This window comes from Ochrobactrum sp. AP1BH01-1, assembly GCF_018066705.1.
Classification (GTDB): domain Bacteria; phylum Pseudomonadota; class Alphaproteobacteria; order Rhizobiales; family Rhizobiaceae; genus Brucella.
In genome coordinates, this window is the sequence record NZ_JAGPOU010000005.1 from 128435 (window position 1) to 147512 (window position 19078).

The window sequence follows — 19078 nt, forward strand, 5'->3', positions numbered from 1 at the left end:
CTCTTTTCAGGACTGCTCTTGAATTGTCTTGAGCAAGGTCTACATCCTCTAGTGACTAGAGGAGCAAGCGGAAAATGATCACAAATGTGCCCATCGGCGAAGCATCGAAGGCGAGCGGGGTAAAAGTGCCGACCATCCGTTATTACGAGCAGATCGGCCTTCTGCCGGTGCCGCCACGCACGGAAGGCAATCGCCGCCTCTATGACCGCAACGATGTGCAGCGCCTCGTTTTCATCCGTCACGCGCGCGATCTGGGGTTCGAGGTGGACGCGATCCGCACGCTTCTCGACCTTCAGGACAATCCCGGCCAGTCATGCGCAGCAGCCGACGCCATCGCACGCGCGCGCCTGAGCGATGTGGAACACCGCATCGCCAAACTGCTGTCGCTGAAAACCGAGCTGCAACGCATGCTGGAATGCACCGCGCATGGCCGTATCGACCAGTGCCGCGTGATCGAAATCCTCGGCAATCACGAGGAATGCGTTCATCCGAAGCATTGATCCGGGGCTGCCCGTCAACTCTTTTGTCAGTTCACCTTTGAAAAACGGGTCGCCTGGATCTTGAGCGTGCCGATCTGGGTGCCGATGCGTGCCACGACGGGTGCGTAGATGCCGGAATTGCCAAGCGATGCGAAGGAAATCGTCATCCGGCTGCGATTGCTCAGATAATCAATGGCCTTCTTGCCCTTTTGATATCCGGAAACAGGAACGAACTTTGCCGAGCAGATGACCGATTCGCCGGTAAAACCATCGGTCGTGAACGATTCGGTGCCATTGAAGGAAAGCTTGATCTCCGCGCGCGTCTGCCCGTCGAAGACGCTCAGCGACCTGTCGCAGACCGCCCGGCCGTTCTTTGCGGGTATCATGAGCGCACTCAGCGGATCGCTGACGTTCAGCAGATCCTGCGGCGATGTTTCCACCCAGGGATCGCGCTTTTTCACCGGAGGCTGGTTTTCCGCCGAGACCACATTGCCGTTGGCGAAGCGGATCGTGGTGCTCTTGTTCTTGCGGCCGTGCTTGTAGGCGAGATCGAAGCTCTTCGGCACGACCTTGCCGCTGACGGCGCTGCCGGTGACGTGCACGGTTCCATCGGTATCATCGAACACCCGCGCCAGACCGGACGTCAGAAACCGGCCATTGAGATTGTAGTTCGCGCCATTGACCGTGGTTTCTATGGCGGACCGCGCAATGGAAAGCCCGAAAATGGAGATATCGTATTCTGTCCGGTAAAGATCGTCGGCGCGGGCCGGTCCGCCCGCAATCACCAGTCCCGCGAAGGTTAGGCCCATAAAGGCCAGGCCTGCCACGGTCGCCCCGCCATAATGCGCCAGCCGGTGCCGGACGGGCTTCAACATATGCGACGGTTCGATCATACTCGGCATTCCTTTCGCTAGCTTTTCCCATGAGGGTTTTCAACCACATTGGACCGCGAGAAAGTTGCGTGGGATTCTTCGATACAGTATCTGTGCAGCAGGCAAAACCGGCGAAGTTATGATTGCAAGCTTTCGTGAAGACCGTGCGAAAGCCCGAAAACCGCGTCTTTGCGCGATGGATACGGAATCTCACTTGACTGCAACGGCTGCTGTCACTATAGAAACGCGACTTTCCCAATAGGCCGCCTGTCCGAGATCGCGCGCCAGCAGCATCAAACTGCGTTGATTGCTTGAATTCGGACATTCGGGTCGGGGCCTGAAGAACGTAATTGAAGGTGAGACCAAAATGTCCCGCGCTTGTGAATTGACCGGCAAGTCGGTCCAGTACGGCAACAATGTCAGCCACGCGAACAACAAGACGCGTCGCCGCTTTCTGCCGAACCTCTGCAATGTTACGCTGATTTCCGAAACGCTCGGCCAGAGCTATCGTCTGCGCGTTTCCGCCAACGCCCTGCGTTCGGTCGAACATCGCGGCGGTCTCGACGCGTTCCTCGTCAAGTCCGACGACAAGGAACTGTCGCAGCGCGCTCGCCTGCTGAAGCGTCAGATCGCAAAGAAGCAGGCTGAAGCCGCCGCTGCCTGAGCTTCCGGCCAATAGTTATGACAAAAAAGGCCGGCTCTCGTCGGCCTTTTTTGCTGGTTCCATCACCCAGGATAAAAAAATGTCAATCGAGACACCCTCTTTTTCCCGGCTTATGCCTGCGATACTGGCCATGTGCGTGGCGGTTGCCGCGTCGAACATTCTTGTCCAGTATCCGTTCCAGCACTTCGGCCTCTGTGAAGTGCTGACCTATGGCGCCTTTACCTATCCCGTCGCCTTTCTGGTCAACGACCTGACGAATCGCCGCTTCGGTCCCGCCGCCGCACGCAAGGTCGTCTATGCCGGTTTCGTGCTGGGCGTTGTCATGTCGATCTGGCTGGCAACCCCGCGCATCGCGATCGCCTCCGGCTCCGCTTTCCTTCTCGCACAACTGATGGACATTACCGTCTTCGACAGGCTACGCCGCCAGACCTGGTGGAAAGCGCCCTTCGCCGCCGCCATGTTCGGCTCGGTGCTCGATACGGTCCTGTTTTTCTCGATTGCCTTTGCGGCCGGTTTTGCGTGGATCGATACGCTCACCGGAATGCCCGATTCGTCGCTTGCCGAACCGGCGTCCTTCCTCGGCCTCGGTGTGCCGCTCTGGGCGTCGCTGGCCTTTGGTGATTTCTTCGTGAAGGTCATCATGGGGACGCTGATGCTGATCCCCTATGGCGCAATCCTTGCCGTCTTCGCCCCGACGCTTTACGCGCCAAACCGGACGACAGCGGAAAAGGCATGAAAAAAGGGCGTTTCAGGCGCCCTTTTCTTTGACCGATATTCTATCGCCGACCAGCGCGCCGTCTGCCCTTGCCCGAGGCCGCAGCCCCCTGCTCCTCGAACAGCGAGGCAAGCTGTTCGGTCATGGCGCCAGCCAGTTCTTCCGCATCGACGATGGTGACGGCGCGCTGATAATAGCGCGTGACGTCATGGCCGATGCCGATGGCGATCAGTTCCACGGGCGAACGCGTTTCGATTTCCTCGATCACCGCGCGCAGATGACGCTCGAGATAATTGCCGGGATTGACGGAAAGCGTCGAGTCGTCGACCGGGGCACCGTCCGAAATCATCATCAGGATCTTGCGCTGTTCCGGCCGTCCCAGCAGGCGCTGATGCGCCCAGATCAGCGCCTCGCCGTCGATGTTTTCCTTGAGCAGTCCTTCGCGCATCATCAGGCCGAGATTGCGCCGTGCGCGACGCCAGGGCGCATCGGCGCTCTTGTAGACGATGTGGCGCAGATCGTTGAGACGGCCCGGATTGGCGGGCTTGCCGCGCCCAAGCCACGCTTCGCGCGACTGGCCGCCCTTCCACGCCTTGGTGGTGAAGCCCAGAATTTCCACCTTCACGCCGCAACGTTCCAGCGTACGGGCCAGAATATCCGCGCAGGTTGCCGCCACCGTGATCGGCCGGCCACGCATGGAGCCGGAATTGTCCAGCACCAGCGTCACGACCGTATCGCGGAAATCCGTGTCGCGCTCCTGCTTGTAGGAAAGCGGTTGGGTCGGGTCGATCACGATGCGCACCAGTCGCGCCGAATCGAGATAGCCCTCTTCCAGATCGAAATCCCACGAGCGGTTCTGCTGCGCCATCAGGCGGCGCTGCAAGCGGTTGGCGAGACGACCCACCACACCCTGCAGATTGGCGAGCTGCTTGTCGAGGAAGCCGCGCAGGCGGTCGAGTTCCGCCTCGTCGCAAAGATCGGTCGCCTCGACTTCCTCGTCGAACTCGCGCGTGAAGACCTTGTAGTCGACATGTTCGGCAAAATTGGCGAAAGGCTGGTTCGGACGGCGCGTATCGCCCGGCGTTTCCGCGTCGATGTCCTCGCTGTCGTCCATGTCGTCGGCAGAAGCATCGGCGGCATCCATTTCGCCCTGCTCGCCTTCATCGCTCGAATTGTCGGATTCCTCGCTTTCAGCGGAATCGGAACCTTCCTGGCTCTCGTCGCCGCCTTCCTCGTTCTCGTCGGAATCCGGCGTCTGTTCGTCGTTCTGCTCTTCCTCGTCGCTCGGTTCTTCCTGCGACAGCTCTTCCGCCATGTCCATGGAGGCGAGCATGTCACGTACCGTGCGCGCAAAAGCCTGCTGGTCTTCAAGATTATCGCCAAGCCGCACTATGTCGGCAGCGGCCTTCTGTTCGATCCAGTCGCGCCACAGTTCCAGCACCTGTCCGGCTTCCGCAGGTGCAGCCCGCCCGGTCAGCTTTTCACGCAGCAGAAGCGACACGGCTTCCTCAAGCGGCGCGTCTTCCCTGGCAGTGACGGCAGAGAAATTGGCTTTCGAGTATTTGTCCGCGAGCATGGTGGAAAGATTATCCGCCATGCCTGCCATGGCGCGCGCGCCGATGGCTTCGACGCGCGCCTGCTCGACCGCGTCGTAGATCGCGCGCGCCTGCTTTCCTTCCGGCGCAAGGCTCGCGTGAATGCGCGGATTGTGACGCGCCTGACGCAACGCCATGGAATCGCCAAGGCCGCGGGTGACGGCGATATCATGCGCGGTCGGGCGCTTGGGCAGGTCGGGGAGACGGGCGCGATTGGCGCTCAAGGCCGGACGGTCGTTGGTAAACGCCACTTCCAGCTCGTGCTCCCCGGAAATGGCGCGGACGCAAGCCGTTAGAGCGCGCTTGAACGGTTCGGAATCCACCGGCCCCGGTTTCCGCTCGCGCGAATTATCGCCTATTCCTGACTTCTGGCCCGACATATGCCTATCCTGACTTCGCTTTCAAGCAAGGGCGAAGCTGACCGCCCCCGCATCAGACAGTGCACTGCCGCCGGATGATCGGGCGGCAGGCTTCTTCCGCATCAAGCGAGAACGATATTGGCCGCCGATTCCGGCAGTTCGACACCGAAGGCGCGCTGATAGAACTCGGCCACCGTTGCGCGTTCCAGTTCGTCGCACTTGTTGAGGAAGGTCAGGCGGAATGCAAAGCCGACATCGTTGAAGATCGCGGCATTTTCGGCCCATGTGATGACCGTGCGCGGGCTCATGACGGTCGAGAGATCGCCATTGATGAAGGCCTGACGCGTCATGTCGGCCACGCGCACCATCTTGTTCACGATCTCGCGGCCCTCGGCATTCTGGTAATGCTTGGCCTTGGCGAGAACGATGTTCACTTCATTGTCGTGCGGCAGATAGTTCAGCGTCGTCACGATGGACCAGCGGTCCATCTGCGCCTGGTTGATCTGCTGGGTGCCGTGATAAAGGCCGGTCGTATCGCCGAGACCGACGGTATTGGCGGTCGCGAACAGGCGGAAGGCCGGGTGCGGACGGATGACGCGGCTCTGGTCGAGGAGCGTCAGGCGGCCAGAGGATTCCAGAACGCGCTGGATGACGAACATCACGTCCGGGCGGCCGGCGTCGTATTCGTCGAACACCAGCGCCACATTGTGCTGATAGGCCCAGGGCAGGATGCCGTCCTTGAATTCGGTGACCTGCACGCCTTCCTTGACCACGATGGCGTCCTTGCCGACGAGATCGATACGGCTGACATGGCTGTCCAGGTTGACGCGCACGCAGGGCCAGTTGAGGCGGGCTGCGACCTGCTCGATATGGGTCGACTTGCCGGTGCCGTGATAGCCGGAAACCATCACGCGACGGTTATAGGCAAAGCCTGCGAGGATCGCGAGCGTCGTCTGACGGTCGAAAAGATAATCCGGATCAAGCTCCGGCACATAGGAATCGCCTGCCGCATAGGCCGGCACCATCATGTCGGAATCGATCCCGAACACTTCGCGCACCGAAACCGTCGTATCCGGCAAATTGGCTATATCCCGCTCAACCTTGTTCATCATGCCTCCAGAGCGGCAGGCAGCGACCGGCCGCGAATTGATACCGGCAAGCTGCCGACCGGCAACTTTCATCCGCGGGCATGTTTTTCCGGCGAGCCGGACGGTATGCCCCTTCCGTAATTCGTTGCGGGCATCCGTGCTTGCATCCACGCGATCGCGCGGCAGAAGAATGTCCGTGGGAGCCGTCGGCGACAACTCCATAGTCAGCCTTTCAGTCCCAAACAGGCTTTAGCAAAAACCTGCCTGCTTGAGCAATTGATAAGCCTGAATAACATCGCGAAATCTCTCTTCCGATCCGCGATCACCACCATTCGCATCCGGGTGGTGCTGTTTTACCAGTTCTTTATAGCGCGCCTTGATCTTATCGCCAGTCGAATTTGGTTCAAGACCGAGGGTGGCGAGCGCCTTTATTTCCAGCGTTCGCGGCTTGCGCTGCGCCTTCTGGCCCGGCGCATGCCCCTTCGCTTCCTTGAAAAGGTTGAAGGGATCGCGAATGCGGTTGTGATAGGAGGCCGAACCGGAACGCATCTTCGCCATGTCGGGCGAGGTGCGTGCCTTGGCCGTCGAATTTGCCGCCGTCGACCATGTTGGGCGATGGCCGGTGATCGCATCCTTCTGGAATTTCGCGATGTCGCCATCGGAAAGACCGGAGAAGTAATTGAAATTCTTGTTATATTCCCGCACGTGATCAACACAGAAGCGGAAATATTCACCTTCGCGCATGCGTCCGACAGGCGCGCGATGCGTGCCTGGCTTGTCGCATCCGTCCCACTGGCAGCAAGGACCTGAAGCCTTCGCTTCCGCGGTCTTCTTGGGCTTGATGCGGATACTGTCGAAAAATTTTGAGTTCGTTGTCATCGAATCGAATTATGCGGATTATCAGTTGCTGAACAAGAATTGACATTTCGTCCAGTCTGGCTTTTGGCCATTTCAACCGGGCGAAATTTGGGAGCAGTGTGCTTTCCTGTGCGGATTTGCCCCACCTGTTGCCGCCGAAGCAGCGTTATATGAGGCACAGCGTCTATATGGGGAGAAGTGGCTCAAATGTCCATTCACAATAGCAAACAAAGCGCGATGGAAGCGAAACTGACCGCCGCTTTCGCTCCCGAACGGCTTGAAGTCATTAATGAAAGCCACCTGCACGCCGGGCATCACCATGACGATCGCGGCCATCATGAAGTCTATGACGGCACCGGCGAGACGCATTTCCGCATCCGCATCGTTGCCGATGCCTTTGCCGGAATGAGTCGCATTGAGCGCCACCGGGCCATCAATGCACTTTTGAAGGAAGAACTGGATAGCGGTGTCCACGCGCTGGCGCTTGAACCTTCCGCTCCGGGGGAAGCAACGCGGCGATAGACAGCTTTTCGGAATACAGCCGGAGCCTTCGGCCCTGCCCGGTCCTCAGGAGCGGGAGACAACTTATCGCCGGATCGTCGCAGGAGCACGCCCCAAAGACATATCCTGAACATGCCCAAACATGCAAAGCGCCCGAAAGGGCGCTTTTGCCATGTAATTAAAGTAGACCGAACTTCGCGGAGAAAAGAAATTCCAGGATAGAATCTAGTGTCAGCACAAACAGATCGTGACTGTATATTTCTCAGCATAAGAATGCGATACGCATATATCTCCGCAGTTTTCGTATCGAAATATAAGATACTTATAATCTTTCGGGCCCGCTTAAGGCGCACCATAACGACACACACATGGTTACATATATCCCCAATAACTGCAAATAAAATATTTTGGCGATCAAAATAACACCGAAGTTGAATGTTAGTTAGTACTTATATTGTACTGATGCACTGAATTAGAGATTTTTAATATTATCGACTGAACGCCTTGCCTAAAACCAAAAATCTGAAGGCCAGGCGGTTTTTTTTGGAGAGAACTGTATTCCTTTCTGAAATGAAGATTTTCAGAAAGAGAGCATTACGCAGACCCCCTTATGGAAAGCGTCAACGAGGCAGCGCCGCAACAATCGGAGCCGGTTTGCCCTCGGCGTCGAGCGGCACGATGCGCAGGCGCGTCAGCCGGTTCTTTTCCTTTTTCAGCACGGAAAACCGTTTCCCGTAAAAGGTGAAGGCCTGCTTCACTTCGGGGATCGTCTGGGTCTCGTGAATGACCAGGCCAGCGATCGTGGTTGCCTCCTCATCCGGCAAATGCCAGTCGAGAGCACGATTGATATCGCGAATCGGCAATGAGCCGTCGACGATCACAGAGCCGTCCGGCTGCAGGCGCACGCCCTGCATGTCGATATCGTGTTCGTCGGCAATATCGCCGACGATTTCTTCCAGAATATCCTCAAGCGTCACCAATCCCTGCACGTCGCCATATTCGTCAACGACGATAGCGATATGCGCCTTGCGGCGGAGAAAGGCGTTGAGCTGGTCCTGCAACGTGGTCGTATCAGGCACGAACCACGGCTTGCGGGCCACTTTCATGATGTCGACGCGCGAGAAATCATTGTCGACGTCATAAAGCGCGCGCAGCAGATCCTTGGTGTGGATGATGCCGATGATATTGTCGATATCGTCGCGCCAGACCGGAACGCGCGTATGCGGACTGGCGAGAATGTCGCGCACGATCTCGTCAGCAGGCGCATCGGCATTGACGGTGCCCATCCCGGTCCGGTGCACCATCACGTCGCTGACTTCCAGTTCCTTCAGGTCGAGAAGTCCGCCGAGCTGGTCGCGGTCTTCCTTGATGAGTGACTTGTCGCGGTGCAGCACCTCGACCGCGCCGCGCAGTTCCTCCTGCGGGCTCAGCATGGAGCGGCCTGCGGCAAGATTGACGCCGCAAAGCTTCAGGATCGCGCGCACGATCCAGTTCACGGCGGCGGAAACAGGCCCGAGGATCAGCACTACCACCGATACGCCCCGCGCAACCGCAAGAGAAAACCGGTCGGGACCGGAGATCGCCCAGGATTTCGGCAGCACTTCGGCGAAGATGACCAGAATGACCGTCATTGCCAGCGTGGCATAGGCAACGCCCGCATCCCCGAACAGGTTGAGGAACATACTGGTCGCGATGGAAGAGGCAAGGATATTGGCAAGGTTGTTGCCGATCAGAAGCACGCCGATCAGCCGGTCCCGCCGCCCGATCAGCCGCTGGACCAGACTGGCGCGTGCGTCGCCATTATGTTCGAGCGTGAGCATGCGGGCGCGCGACGCGGCCGTCAGCGCCGTTTCGGAGCCCGAGAAAAACGCCGAGAGAATGACGCAGAGCAGGATGATGCCGCACATGACCCAGAGCCCGAAAGCCATTCGCCTTATCCTCTCATTTCGTTCCAGTGATCTGCTTCCGACATTTGCGTCCCTCCGATACAGGCGCCGGGCAAATATCGGAATCGCAAAGACAACTGGTAACTTTATGTATCTGGTGGATTTTTCGAATTTGACGTTTGAAACAGCATCTAATTCAGTCGGGTTTCAAACGTCAAATTCAATCCACCAGACGGTCTTTCAAAAATTCCAGCACGGCTGTCGGCGGCACATCCTTGGCAATAAAGGACTGGCCGATGCCGCGCGTCAGGATGAAGGTGAGCGCGCCGCGCGCCACTTTCTTGTCCTGCGCAATATAATCCATCAGCCTTTCCGCGGGCGGCAAACCGCCCGGCACATCCGACAGCCGGTATGGCAGGCCGACTGCCTTCAGATGCGTTTCGACACGCTCCGCATCCTCGATGCCGCACAGATTCATCTTGACGGAGAAGCGATGGGCGAGCGCCATGCCGATGGCGACACCTTCGCCATGCACCAGACGGCTCGAATCGTAGCCGGTCGCGGTTTCCAGCGCGTGGCCGAACGTATGGCCAAGATTGAGGAGCGCCCGGTCGCCGGTTTCGCGCTCGTCGCGCGCAACGACCGCCGCCTTGCAACGGCAGGATTCGGCGATGGCTTGCGTCCGTGCCGCGCCGCCGGAGAAAACCTCCTGCCAGTTTTGCTCCAGCCATGCAAAGAAATCGGGCCGGTCGATCAGCCCGTATTTCGCGACTTCCGCATAACCGGCGCGGAATTCACGCGGGCTCAGCGTATCCAGAACTTCTGTATCGGCCAGAACAAGCTGCGGCTGATAGAAGACGCCGACGAGGTTCTTGCCGTGCGCCGTGTTGATGCCGGTCTTGCCGCCAACTGACGAATCCACCTGCGAGAGAAGCGAAGTCGGCATCTGCACGAAATTCATGCCGCGCCGCACGATACCGGCCACGAAGCCCGAAAGATCGCCGACGACACCGCCGCCGAACGCCACGACCGCATCGCCGCGCTCCAGCCGGGCCGCCAGCACGGCATTGGTGACCGTTTCCAGCGTGCCGAAGGATTTGGATTTCTCGCCCGGCGCAACAATCACCGGCGTTACATCGATCCTTGCCCTGGCAAAGCTCTCGGTAAGCCGCTCCAGATGCGCCCTGGCGACATTCTCGTCGGTCACCACCGCCACGCGCACGCCTTTCAGACGCTTCGCCACCTCCTCGCCCGCACGATCAACCAGCCCCTTGCCGATCAGAATATCGTAGGAGCGGTCGCCGAGCGACACAGGGACAGTGGTGACACCGGGAGCGGTGGACGGAGCATTCATGCGTAGTCTCCAATAACGTACAGCGAGGCAATCAGCCGTTTATTCCAGCGAACAGCGGTTAAGCCTCTAAACCTTCAAGATGCCCGGCCAGAACATCGAGCAGTTCGGCGGCGATCACTTCCTTCTTGTCGTCGCGCGTCATCAGCTGCAGATCGGCCAGCGCATAGACGGGATAACGTTCGTTCATCAACCTCTGCATGACGCCACGCGGATCGCTGTTTTTCAGAAGTGGGCGGTTCTGGCGGCGCGAGACCCGTTCCATCAGAATATCGATTTCCGCATTGAGCCAGATGGAAATGCCTGCGCGCGCGATTGCCGCGCGTGTTTCGGCGTTCATATAGGCTCCGCCGCCGGTTGCCAGAACCATCGGCCCGTCTTCGAGCAGGCGCATGATGACGCGGCGTTCAAGATCGCGGAACTCGACCTCGCCATAGGCTTCGAACAGTTCTGGAATGGTCATGCGGGAAACCGCTTCGATCTCCGTATCGGCATCGCGAAACGGCAGGCCGAGCAGGCTCGCTGCCTTGCGGCCCACAGTGGATTTGCCCGCGCCCATCAGTCCCACAAGCACCACGACTTTTGAACCGAGCAGATCGCGGATCAGCTCCGCTTTTTCATGTAGATTGTTTTGTTTTGCCGTACTGCTCATTGACCTCGTCCATTTGCTCCGGTTCCACATGAAAAACGGGACGACGTCAATTGCTTTGATGGGTTTTCCGGGCGCGCAGGACCGGATGCATGGCTTTTTTGCATGGTTGCACGCTCGCGCCATCGTTTGCCGACCTTTGCTTTCGCTCCACTCCTTGCTTTCGTCCAAATGCCACAGCATAACAGATGAATGCCTACGCTGACGCGCCTTGTCCTCTTTCTCGCTCTGGCCGCCGCCATCGTCTATGGCGCGATGTATGCGCTTGCCACTTTCGTGAAGCCCGACACACGCGAAATCACCATCGAAATACCGGCCTCGAAACTGAAGCCGGTCATCATCGCTCCCCCGGCAACACCCGCGACCGCCCCTGCCCCGGCGGAAACCGCCGATACGGGAACCCAATTGCCGCCGACACCGCAGGAGTGACGATGCGCGCTTCACTGGCGATCGAAAATTTTCTGGAAATGATGAGCGCTGAACGGGGTGCTGCCCAGAACACGCTTGAATCCTACCGGCGCGATCTGGAGGCGGTCGCGCAAGCGCTGGCAGCCCGGGGCGTCAATCTTGCCGAAGCCGGGCCCGACCATATCCGCAGCGCCATCGATGCCATGGCAACCGAAGGCTTTGCCGCGACCTCGCAGGCAAGGCGCCTGTCGGCGCTGCGCCAGTTCTTCCGCTTTCTCTATTCGGAAGGCTACCGGCAGGACGACCCGACCGGTACCGTCGATGCGCCGAAAAAGCAAAAGCCGCTGCCGAAGATCATGAGCGTCGAAAACGTCACGCGGCTTCTCGACCGCGCAGTGCTCGAAGCCGGTGAAGCAGCGGAATTGCCCGATCGTATCAAGGCCTTGCGCCTGCATGCGCTTCTCGAAACGCTCTATGCCACGGGGCTTCGCGTCTCCGAACTTGTCGGCCTGCCCGTCACCGTCGCACGCACCGACCATCGTTTTCTGCTGGTCCGCGGCAAGGGTTCCAAGGAGCGCATGGTTCCGCTTTCGCCAAAAGCGCGTGAAGCGCTGCAGCGTTTTCTGGCCTTGCGGGATTCCCTGCCCGGCAGCGATGAAAATCCGTGGCTTTTTCCGGCTTTTTCGGAAAGCGGCCATCTGGCGCGCCAGGTTTTTGCCCGTGAGTTGAAAGGGCTTGCAGCACGGGCGGGTTTATCGGCCTCTGCCGTTTCGCCCCACGTGCTTCGCCACGCCTTTGCCAGCCACCTTTTGCAAAATGGCGCTGATCTGCGCACCGTGCAGCAATTGCTCGGCCATGCCGATATTTCCACGACGCAAATCTATACGCATGTGCTTGAGGAAAGACTGCATAAGCTGGTCAGCGAGCATCATCCGCTTGCCGATTAGGCTCTGTCCGGTTATGAGAAAACCGAAAATTTGCAAGATGAGCCCGCAGTGAATATGTAAGGCGCCGTAAAACAGCCTTTTTCAGGCTCGCAATTGCGGCGAGTTCATCAGAAACGCACGAACAGTCAGGCCCGATGTACAACTATCTCGATTTTGAAAAACCCGTCGCCGACCTTGAAGGCCAGATTCTTGAGTTGAAGAAGCTCGCGCAGGAACAGGGCAGCGTCGAGATGAGCGACGAGATTCGTCGCCTCGAGAAGCGTTCGGCCGATGCGTTGAAGGACATCTACCGCAAGCTGACCCCGTGGCAGAAGGCGCAGATCGCCCGCCATCCGGACCGTCCGCACTGCCTGGAGTATATCGACCGTCTGTTCACCGAATTCACGCCGCTTGCCGGTGACCGCAAATTCGCCAATGACGAAGCGATCCAGGCCGGTTTCGGCCGCTTCAACGGTCAGGCCGTCGCGATCATCGGGCAGGAAAAAGGCTCCGACACCAAGACACGCCTCAAGCACAATTTCGGCTCGGCCCGCCCGGAAGGCTATCGCAAGGCCGTCCGCATCATGGAAATGGCCGACCGCTTCCAGCTGCCGCTCATCACCTTCGTCGATACTGCCGGCGCCTATCCCGGCGTCAGCGCCGAGGAGCGCGGCCAGGCGGAAGCCATCGCCCGCTCCACGGCGGAATGCCTCAGGCTGCGCGTTCCGGTCATCTCGATCATCATCGGTGAAGGCGGCTCTGGCGGCGCGATCGCAATCGCCGTCGCAAACCGCGTCTACATGCTTGAGCATTCGATCTATTCGGTGATCTCGCCCGAAGGTGCGGCCTCGATCCTGTGGCACGATTCGACCCGCGCCAAGGATGCAGCCTCCAACATGCGCATCACCGCACAGGACCTTTTCGACCTCAAGATCATCGACGGCATCATTCCCGAACCGATGGGCGGCGCGCATCGCGGCAAGGAAGCCGTTATCGATGCGGCTGGCGACATCATCGCCGCCTCGCTGCGCTCGATGAAGGATATTGATGGCGAAACGCTGAAGCAGGAACGCCGCCAGAAGTTCCTCGAAATCGGCCGCAACATCTGATTTTCACCATCAATTGATGGATAATTCATCCGGGAAGCCCCGCGCTTTCCGGATTTGCATCATGCTGCAAATTCGGCCATATTGCCGACGCGCCGGGTTTTAGCTATCTGAGCAAGGATTTATAAACGATACCGTAAGGTTTCATTTATAGGATCGGACCTTCAGGAAATCGACTTTTGCTCATAAAGTCTCTGGCGTAGCTCTAACAGACTTGATGCGACATGAAGATCAGAACCGCAATTCTAGGCTCCCTATTGGCAACCGCGCTTCTCGCGGGCTGTCAGGGTTCGTCCGTATCCGACCTCAGTCTGCGGGCTGAAAAGCCGCTTCCCGAAAAGGTCGTCGCCAAGATGAAGGCGAAGGGCATGACCCGCACCTCGCCCATCATGGTGCGCATCTTCAAGGAAGAAGGTGTTCTGGAAGTCTGGAAGCAGAAGAACAACGGCAAATACGACCAGATCGCTTCCTACGAAATCTGCAAATGGTCGGGTAAGCTCGGCCCCAAATACATCGAGGGCGACCGTCAGGCGCCGGAAGGTTTCTACACCGTCCGCCCCGCCCAGATGAATCCGAACTCCAACTACTATCTCTCTTTCAACATCGGCTTTCCCAACGCCTATGACCGCGCCAATGGCCGCACCGGCCAGCACCTGATGGTGCATGGCGCCTGCTCCTCGTCGGGGTGCTATTCGATGACCGACGAACAGGTCGCCGAGATTTACGCCTTCGGACGCGACGCCTTCAAGGGCGGCCAGCGCGACTTCCAGATTCAGGCGTTTCCGTTCCGCATGACCGCCGCCAACATGGCGCGCTACAAGAGCGATCCGAATTATTCGTTCTGGAAGATGCTGAAGCAGGGCTATGACGCCTTCGAGACCACCAAGGTTCCGCCGAAGGTCGATGTCTGCGAAAAGCGCTACGTCTTCAACGTATCGACGCCGGACGGCCAGCCCCTTTCGCCGACCGATGCCTGCCCGCCCTCGGTTGGCGGCGAGGCCATGTCCTATGCGTCTTATGAAAAGACCTATCAGTCGGCTTTCAGCGCCGCGCAGAAGGCACCGGCACCGTCCATTCAGGGCATTGCCGAAGCCAAGCTCGTTTCTGCCTGGTCTGCGGCGCGCGCGCGCGGCGAAAAGGTAACGCGCGAACCGCCGTCGCTCACGCCTGCCTCCGCTGAAAAGGCCGGTGCGCCGGACATTCGCCCGGCAACACCGTCCATACAGCCGACAGCCATTGCTGCAACGCCGCAACCGGCAGCCGTTCCGACTCAGCCGGCAACGCAGACCGCAGCCGTGCCGGCACCGCAGCCGAACCCCGCAACAGCACAGGCTGCTGCGACGCAGGTTTCCCCCCAGGTCTCTCCAATGACCACCGCCAGCACGGTGGCGCAGAGTGTCGAACAGACGGCACCTGTTGCGGCTGCCGAACCGAAGAAGGCGTGGTGGAAGATCATCGGGAATTGATGGCCTTGCAGGACGAGATTCCTGTCTACGATCTGAGGGGGCTTAAATGCCCCCTACCGGTTTTGAAGACCCGCAATCGTCTGGAAAAAATGCCAAGCGGAGCGCTTCTCTGGGTAGAGGCCACCGATCCGCTGTCAGGCATAGACATGCCGCATTTCTGCACGCAGGAAGGTCACGCCCTCGTCGCGCAGGAGCGGGAAGGCACGCTGCACCGCTTTCTCATTCGCAGAAAGTGAGTATCAGTTCCGGGGCGAAAAGCCCGGAATGGCCAGCGGATTTTCGGTCAGTGCGGCACGGTCCGGCCGGTCGAGGCTCGGACGCCCCAGAAACGCATCGAAAAGCTCACGCACATAGGTTTCCGGCAGATCCTTTACGATCATCACCAGAAGCGTCTCATGTTTGTCCTGCGGCCACTGCGGCAGGCGTGCAGGCGGGTGGAAAATCTTCTGCACGCCGTGAATGACGACAGGGCGGTCCGGGTCTTCGGCGATCTGCACAATGCCCTTCACCCGCAGAAGCTTCTCGCCATGCGTCGAACGCAGCAGGTCGAGGAACATGTCGAAGGTCGATAGCGGGATCGGCGCATCGTGGCGAAGCGAGAAGGACCGGATCGCATCGTCATGGTGATGATGATGCGCATGGCCGTGATCATGATGGTGACCGTGATGATGGTGGTGGTCGTGATCGCAATCCGGCCCGCAAACATGATCATGGTCATGATGCGCATCTTCATAGGCTTCCGCCTTGAGCCAGCGCTGCACATCCGCCGTTTTCGTTTCCGGGTTATAAAGACCGCATTCGAAAAGCGCCGCATAGCCTGTGCGTTTTTCACCAGCCTCCAGAATATCCGCGCCGGGATTGAGCGCACGGAGACGCGCCTTCAGCGCCGCAAGCCCTGCCTGCGCTTCCGGCAGATCTGTCTTGGTCAGCACGATGCGGTCGGCCATTGCCGCCTGCTTGACGGCTTCCTCATGATTGTCGAGCGTCGCCATGCCGTTGACGGCATCCACCGTCGCCAGAACGCCATCCAGCCTGAAAGCCTGCATGAGCACCGGATGCCCCATGATCGAATGCAGCACCGGTGCCGGATCGGCAAGGCCGGTGGTTTCGATGATGACGCGCTTCAGCGCCTTGATGCGCCCGGTCTGGAGCCGGTCGATCAGATCGGCCAGCGTATCCACCAGTTCACCGCGCACCGTGCAGCAGAGGCACCCGTCGGAAAGCTCGATCACGCCCTCGCTCGCCTGCTCGACCAGCAGATGGTCGATGCTGACCTCGCCGAACTCATTGATGATGACCGCCGTGTCGGTCAGCGCCGGATCTTTCAGAAGCCGGTTGAGGAGCGTCGTCTTGCCTGAACCGAGAAAGCCGGTCAGCACGGAAACTGGAATGGGATTCATGTCAGTTGATCGCGGTGGTCGTTGCGCCGGCGGAGCGCTGCGGGCGCGGCATCGGCACCGGAATCTGCGAAATATCGAGCTGGCCCGGCCGGGTGATCGGCCCCGGTTCGGATACGAGACCGACACGAACCGGAACGGGATCGCGATCCATCGCATGGATATAGGGCGAGTTGATTTTCAGCTTGCCCTCGACATCGCGGCCGTCCCAGCGATCCGCCATCGCTTCCTGGCTGCAGATCGCCTTGCGCATATCGGTGGCCTGGTTGAGATTGCCGCCAGCCGTCGGACGCAGCGTCGCCAGCGTCACGCCGCCACCGGCATTGGCGCGGAAAGCCTCGGTCATCAGCTGCGCGGCCTGAACCGCGCGCGCTTCCTGCCGGTCGGCGCCCAGAACGATTGCCAGCACGGTGCGGCCGTTACGGGTGGCCGAACTTGCAAGGTTGAAACCGGATGCGCAGACGAAACCGGTTTTCATGCCGTCCGCACCGTCGTAGCGGCCAAGCAGGATGTTGTAATTGGCCTGCACCTTCTTGCCCGCGCCCGGATCGATCGCCTCGGTCGCGAAATAATGCGCATATTGCGGAAATTCGCGGCGAAGCTGCACCGCCAGGACTGCCAGATCGCGCGCCGTGGTGTAATTGTTGGGATCGTGCAGCCCGTTCGGATTGGCGAAATGCGAGCCGACCATTCCGATGCGCTGCGCTTCCGCATTCATGCGCTGCACGAAGGCGGATTCCGTTCCGCCCACGGCTTCGGCAACGGCAACCGCAACGTCATTGGCCGACTTCACCAGCATGATCTTCAGCGCCGAATCGAGCGTCATGACCGATCCGGGCTTATAGCCCATCTTGCTCGGCGGTTCCTTGGCAGCATTGACGGTCATGCGCACCGGCGAATCCAGCGTCATCTGGCCCGACTGAAGCGCGCGGAATGCTACATAGGCCGTCATCATCTTGGTCAGCGAAGCTGGATACCAGCGCTGGAATGCCTCCTGCTGCGCATAGACCTTGCCGGTCGCCACATCCACTGCAATCGATGGATTGGCCTCAGCGGATGCCAGTGCGGCGGCGGACAGGCCGGCAGCTGCAAACCAGATTTTCAATGATTTCGACATCATTCCGTAGTTCCAATCGAAATAGCTTGCAACTTCTGCGGGTCCGAACTGCGCCATAATGGGAGATTAACGCTTTCTTTATCTATGCCATGTGGCGATGAAAAGGCAAACAGGGATTGCCCGCTTTCACCGAAACGTCATATCCTGTTTCCTTCAAATCATGCCCAATCCGGGGAGCCCTCAGAAAATGCCAGTGTTGAATCGTGCCGTTGAAATGCAAGCGGAAATTGCCGCATGGCGGCGAAAACTGCACCAGAATCCTGAACTGCTCTATGACGTGCACGAAACTGCAAAATTTGTCGAAGACAAGCTGAAATCCTTCGGTTGCGATCTTGTGGAAACCGGCGTCGGCCGTACCGGCGTGGTCGGCATCATCAAGGGCCGCCACGGCGACGGCCCGGCCATCGGCCTGCGCGCCGACATGGATGCCCTGCCCATCACCGAGACGAGCGGCGTCGAATGGGCCTCGCAAAATCCCGGCAAGGCGCATTCCTGCGGCCATGACGGACACACTTCCATGCTGCTGGGCGCAGCGCAATATCTCGCAGAAACCCGCAATTTCCGCGGCTCGGTCGCGCTCCTGTTCCAGCCTGCCGAAGAAGGCGGTGCGGGCGGGCTTGCCATGGTCGAGGACGGCGCGATGGACCGCCATAACATCACGGAAGTCTACGGCGTCCACAACATGCCGGGCTTGCCGGTCGGGCAATTCGCAATGCGAAAAGGCCCGATCATGGCCGCGACCGACGAATTCGACCTTTTCATTTCGGGGCGCGGCGGCCACGCGGCACAGCCGCACCGCACCATTGACCCGATCCTTGCCGGTTCCCAATTGATGATTGCTCTTCAGGGAATTGTCTCGCGCAACACCGATCCGCTCGATTCCCTCGTGATCTCGGTGACGAAGTTCATCGCGGGCGAGGCCTATAATGTGATCCCGGAAAAGGCGACGCTATCGGGCACGGTGCGCACGCTCAAGAAGGAAACCCGCGCTTTTGCCGAACGCCGCATCCGTGAAGCCGCCGCCGGCATTGCAGCCGCCACCGGCGCGGAAATCACCGTGCGCTACAAGAACAATTATCCGGTCACCTTCAACCACGATACGCAGACGGAATTTGCCGCCCGTGTGGCAGGGTCGGTTGCAGGCGAAGGCAAGGTTAACGAGAATGTCGAGCCGATGATGGCGGCGGAAGATTTTTCCTACATGCTGGAAGCGCGTCCCGGCGCCTATATCTTCCTCGGCAATGGCGCCACGCCCGGCCTTCACCACCCGGCCTATGACTTCAATGACGATGCCATTCCTTATGGCGTGAGCTATTTCGTGACTCTGGCAGAAACGGCGCTTGCCGCCTGAAACGGAATAAATCCGCCTGCCCCGCTTTTTGCGGGGTTGGCGACCGGCATGAAAAACAGTATGTGTCTGAAAGCATTCGCAATGCCGGAATCACCGGCAAATGCGCATCGGTTGGTCCCGTAGCTCAGTAGGATAGAGCGACAGATTCCTAATCTGTAGGTCACAGGTTCGATTCCTGTCGGGATCACCATTCTCTGCACCTGCGCTGAACAATGCTTTACAATTTGCACTTTGTACGGATTAAACTGACTCCGGTTCTGGGCGGGGTGATTCGTGAGAAAAAATTCACA

Annotated in this window: 19 protein-coding genes and 1 tRNA gene; 11 read left to right on the forward strand and 9 right to left on the reverse strand. The window is 59.2% G+C overall.

The annotated features are described in order from the left end of the window. Nucleotides 1-77 precede the first annotated feature (77 nt). Complete coding sequence (locus J9800_RS18460; RefSeq protein ID WP_205315880.1) at nucleotides 78-500, forward strand: MerR family transcriptional regulator; 423 nt, start codon at nucleotides 78-80, stop codon at nucleotides 498-500. Between the two features lie 26 nt (nucleotides 501-526). On the opposite strand, the gene J9800_RS18465 is transcribed toward J9800_RS18460, so the two are convergent. Beyond that, nucleotides 527-1288, reverse strand: a complete 762-nt coding sequence (locus J9800_RS18465) for a DUF3108 domain-containing protein (RefSeq protein WP_286167409.1) — start codon at nucleotides 1286-1288, stop codon at nucleotides 527-529. A 430-nt stretch (nucleotides 1289-1718) separates the two neighbouring features. Here J9800_RS18465 and rpmB point away from each other — a divergent pair, with 430 nt between their 5' ends. Together rpmB and J9800_RS18475 are read left to right on the forward strand one after the other, a co-directional pair. Continuing rightward, entirely contained in the window at nucleotides 1719-2015 is a 297-nt protein-coding gene (gene rpmB / locus J9800_RS18470; RefSeq protein ID WP_112586719.1) for a 50S ribosomal protein L28, read from the forward strand. 79 nt (nucleotides 2016-2094) lie between these two features. Next, complete coding sequence (locus J9800_RS18475; RefSeq protein ID WP_114214527.1) at nucleotides 2095-2751, forward strand: queuosine precursor transporter; 657 nt, start codon at nucleotides 2095-2097, stop codon at nucleotides 2749-2751. Nucleotides 2752-2791: 40 nt separating this feature from the next. On the opposite strand, the gene cobT is transcribed toward J9800_RS18475, so the two are convergent. From cobT to J9800_RS18490, 3 genes are all read right to left on the reverse strand, one after another. After that, nucleotides 2792-4705 carry a cobaltochelatase subunit CobT gene (cobT, locus tag J9800_RS18480; protein ID WP_114214526.1) on the reverse strand — a complete coding sequence of 638 codons (1914 nt, stop codon included), beginning with the start codon at nucleotides 4703-4705 and terminating at the stop codon, nucleotides 2792-2794. A gap of 101 nt (nucleotides 4706-4806) precedes the next feature. Beyond that, on the reverse strand, nucleotides 4807-5793 hold the full coding sequence (cobS, locus tag J9800_RS18485; protein WP_006071732.1) for a cobaltochelatase subunit CobS: 987 nt from the start codon (nucleotides 5791-5793) through the stop codon (nucleotides 4807-4809). A 228-nt stretch (nucleotides 5794-6021) separates the two neighbouring features. Further along, on the reverse strand, nucleotides 6022-6651 hold the full coding sequence (locus tag J9800_RS18490; RefSeq protein ID WP_104755076.1) for a J domain-containing protein: 630 nt from the start codon (nucleotides 6649-6651) through the stop codon (nucleotides 6022-6024). A gap of 186 nt (nucleotides 6652-6837) precedes the next feature. Between J9800_RS18490 and J9800_RS18495 the strand changes: the two genes are divergently transcribed. Then, nucleotides 6838-7152: a BolA family protein gene (locus J9800_RS18495; protein WP_114214525.1), complete on the forward strand. Its 315-nt coding sequence runs from the start codon at nucleotides 6838-6840 to the stop codon at nucleotides 7150-7152. A 599-nt stretch (nucleotides 7153-7751) separates the two neighbouring features. On the opposite strand, the gene J9800_RS18500 is transcribed toward J9800_RS18495, so the two are convergent. The 3 genes from J9800_RS18500 to J9800_RS18510 form a co-directional block, all read right to left on the reverse strand. Further along, on the reverse strand, nucleotides 7752-9059 hold the full coding sequence (locus J9800_RS18500) for an HlyC/CorC family transporter (RefSeq protein ID WP_114214524.1): 1308 nt from the start codon (nucleotides 9057-9059) through the stop codon (nucleotides 7752-7754). A 178-nt stretch (nucleotides 9060-9237) separates the two neighbouring features. Further along, the gene (gene aroB, locus J9800_RS18505) at nucleotides 9238-10371 is read right to left on the reverse strand and encodes a 3-dehydroquinate synthase (protein WP_114214523.1); all 1134 of its coding nucleotides are present in this window, start codon (nucleotides 10369-10371) and stop codon (nucleotides 9238-9240) included. A gap of 58 nt (nucleotides 10372-10429) precedes the next feature. Next, nucleotides 10430-11020 carry a shikimate kinase gene (locus J9800_RS18510; protein ID WP_112586963.1) on the reverse strand — a complete coding sequence of 197 codons (591 nt, stop codon included), beginning with the start codon at nucleotides 11018-11020 and terminating at the stop codon, nucleotides 10430-10432. A 189-nt stretch (nucleotides 11021-11209) separates the two neighbouring features. On the opposite strand from J9800_RS18510, the gene J9800_RS18515 reads away from it, so the two are divergent. The 5 genes from J9800_RS18515 (at nucleotide 11210) to J9800_RS18535 (ending at nucleotide 15159) form a co-directional block, all read left to right on the forward strand. Continuing rightward, complete coding sequence (locus tag J9800_RS18515; RefSeq protein WP_112586731.1) at nucleotides 11210-11446, forward strand: hypothetical protein; 237 nt, start codon at nucleotides 11210-11212, stop codon at nucleotides 11444-11446. 2 nt (nucleotides 11447-11448) lie between these two features. After that, nucleotides 11449-12372, forward strand: coding sequence for a site-specific tyrosine recombinase XerD (xerD, locus tag J9800_RS18520; RefSeq protein WP_114214522.1), 924 nt, complete (start codon nucleotides 11449-11451; stop codon nucleotides 12370-12372). A 134-nt stretch (nucleotides 12373-12506) separates the two neighbouring features. After that, complete coding sequence (locus J9800_RS18525; protein WP_114214521.1) at nucleotides 12507-13460, forward strand: acetyl-CoA carboxylase carboxyltransferase subunit alpha; 954 nt, start codon at nucleotides 12507-12509, stop codon at nucleotides 13458-13460. Nucleotides 13461-13681: 221 nt separating this feature from the next. Then, nucleotides 13682-14923 (forward strand): L,D-transpeptidase family protein, encoded by a 1242-nt coding sequence (locus tag J9800_RS18530; RefSeq protein ID WP_114214520.1) that lies wholly within the window; start codon nucleotides 13682-13684, stop codon nucleotides 14921-14923. Continuing rightward, the gene (locus J9800_RS18535; protein ID WP_286167395.1) at nucleotides 14902-15159 is read left to right on the forward strand and encodes a sulfurtransferase TusA family protein; all 258 of its coding nucleotides are present in this window, start codon (nucleotides 14902-14904) and stop codon (nucleotides 15157-15159) included. The genes J9800_RS18530 and J9800_RS18535 overlap by 22 nt, the downstream gene beginning before the upstream one ends. Nucleotides 15160-15162: 3 nt before the next feature. Here J9800_RS18535 and J9800_RS18540 read toward each other — a convergent pair whose 3' ends face one another. Beyond that, complete coding sequence (locus J9800_RS18540; RefSeq protein ID WP_114214518.1) at nucleotides 15163-16323, reverse strand: CobW family GTP-binding protein; 1161 nt, start codon at nucleotides 16321-16323, stop codon at nucleotides 15163-15165. Between the two features lies 1 nt (nucleotide 16324). Next, nucleotides 16325-17440, reverse strand: coding sequence for a D-alanyl-D-alanine carboxypeptidase family protein (locus tag J9800_RS18545; protein ID WP_114214657.1), 1116 nt, complete (start codon nucleotides 17438-17440; stop codon nucleotides 16325-16327). Between the two features lie 184 nt (nucleotides 17441-17624). On the opposite strand from J9800_RS18545, the gene J9800_RS18550 reads away from it, so the two are divergent. After that, nucleotides 17625-18788: a M20 aminoacylase family protein gene (locus J9800_RS18550; RefSeq protein ID WP_114214517.1), complete on the forward strand. Its 1164-nt coding sequence runs from the start codon at nucleotides 17625-17627 to the stop codon at nucleotides 18786-18788. A 113-nt stretch (nucleotides 18789-18901) separates the two neighbouring features. Further along, nucleotides 18902-18978: transfer RNA gene (locus J9800_RS18555), tRNA-Arg, on the forward strand. Nucleotides 18979-19078: the final 100 nt, after the last annotated feature.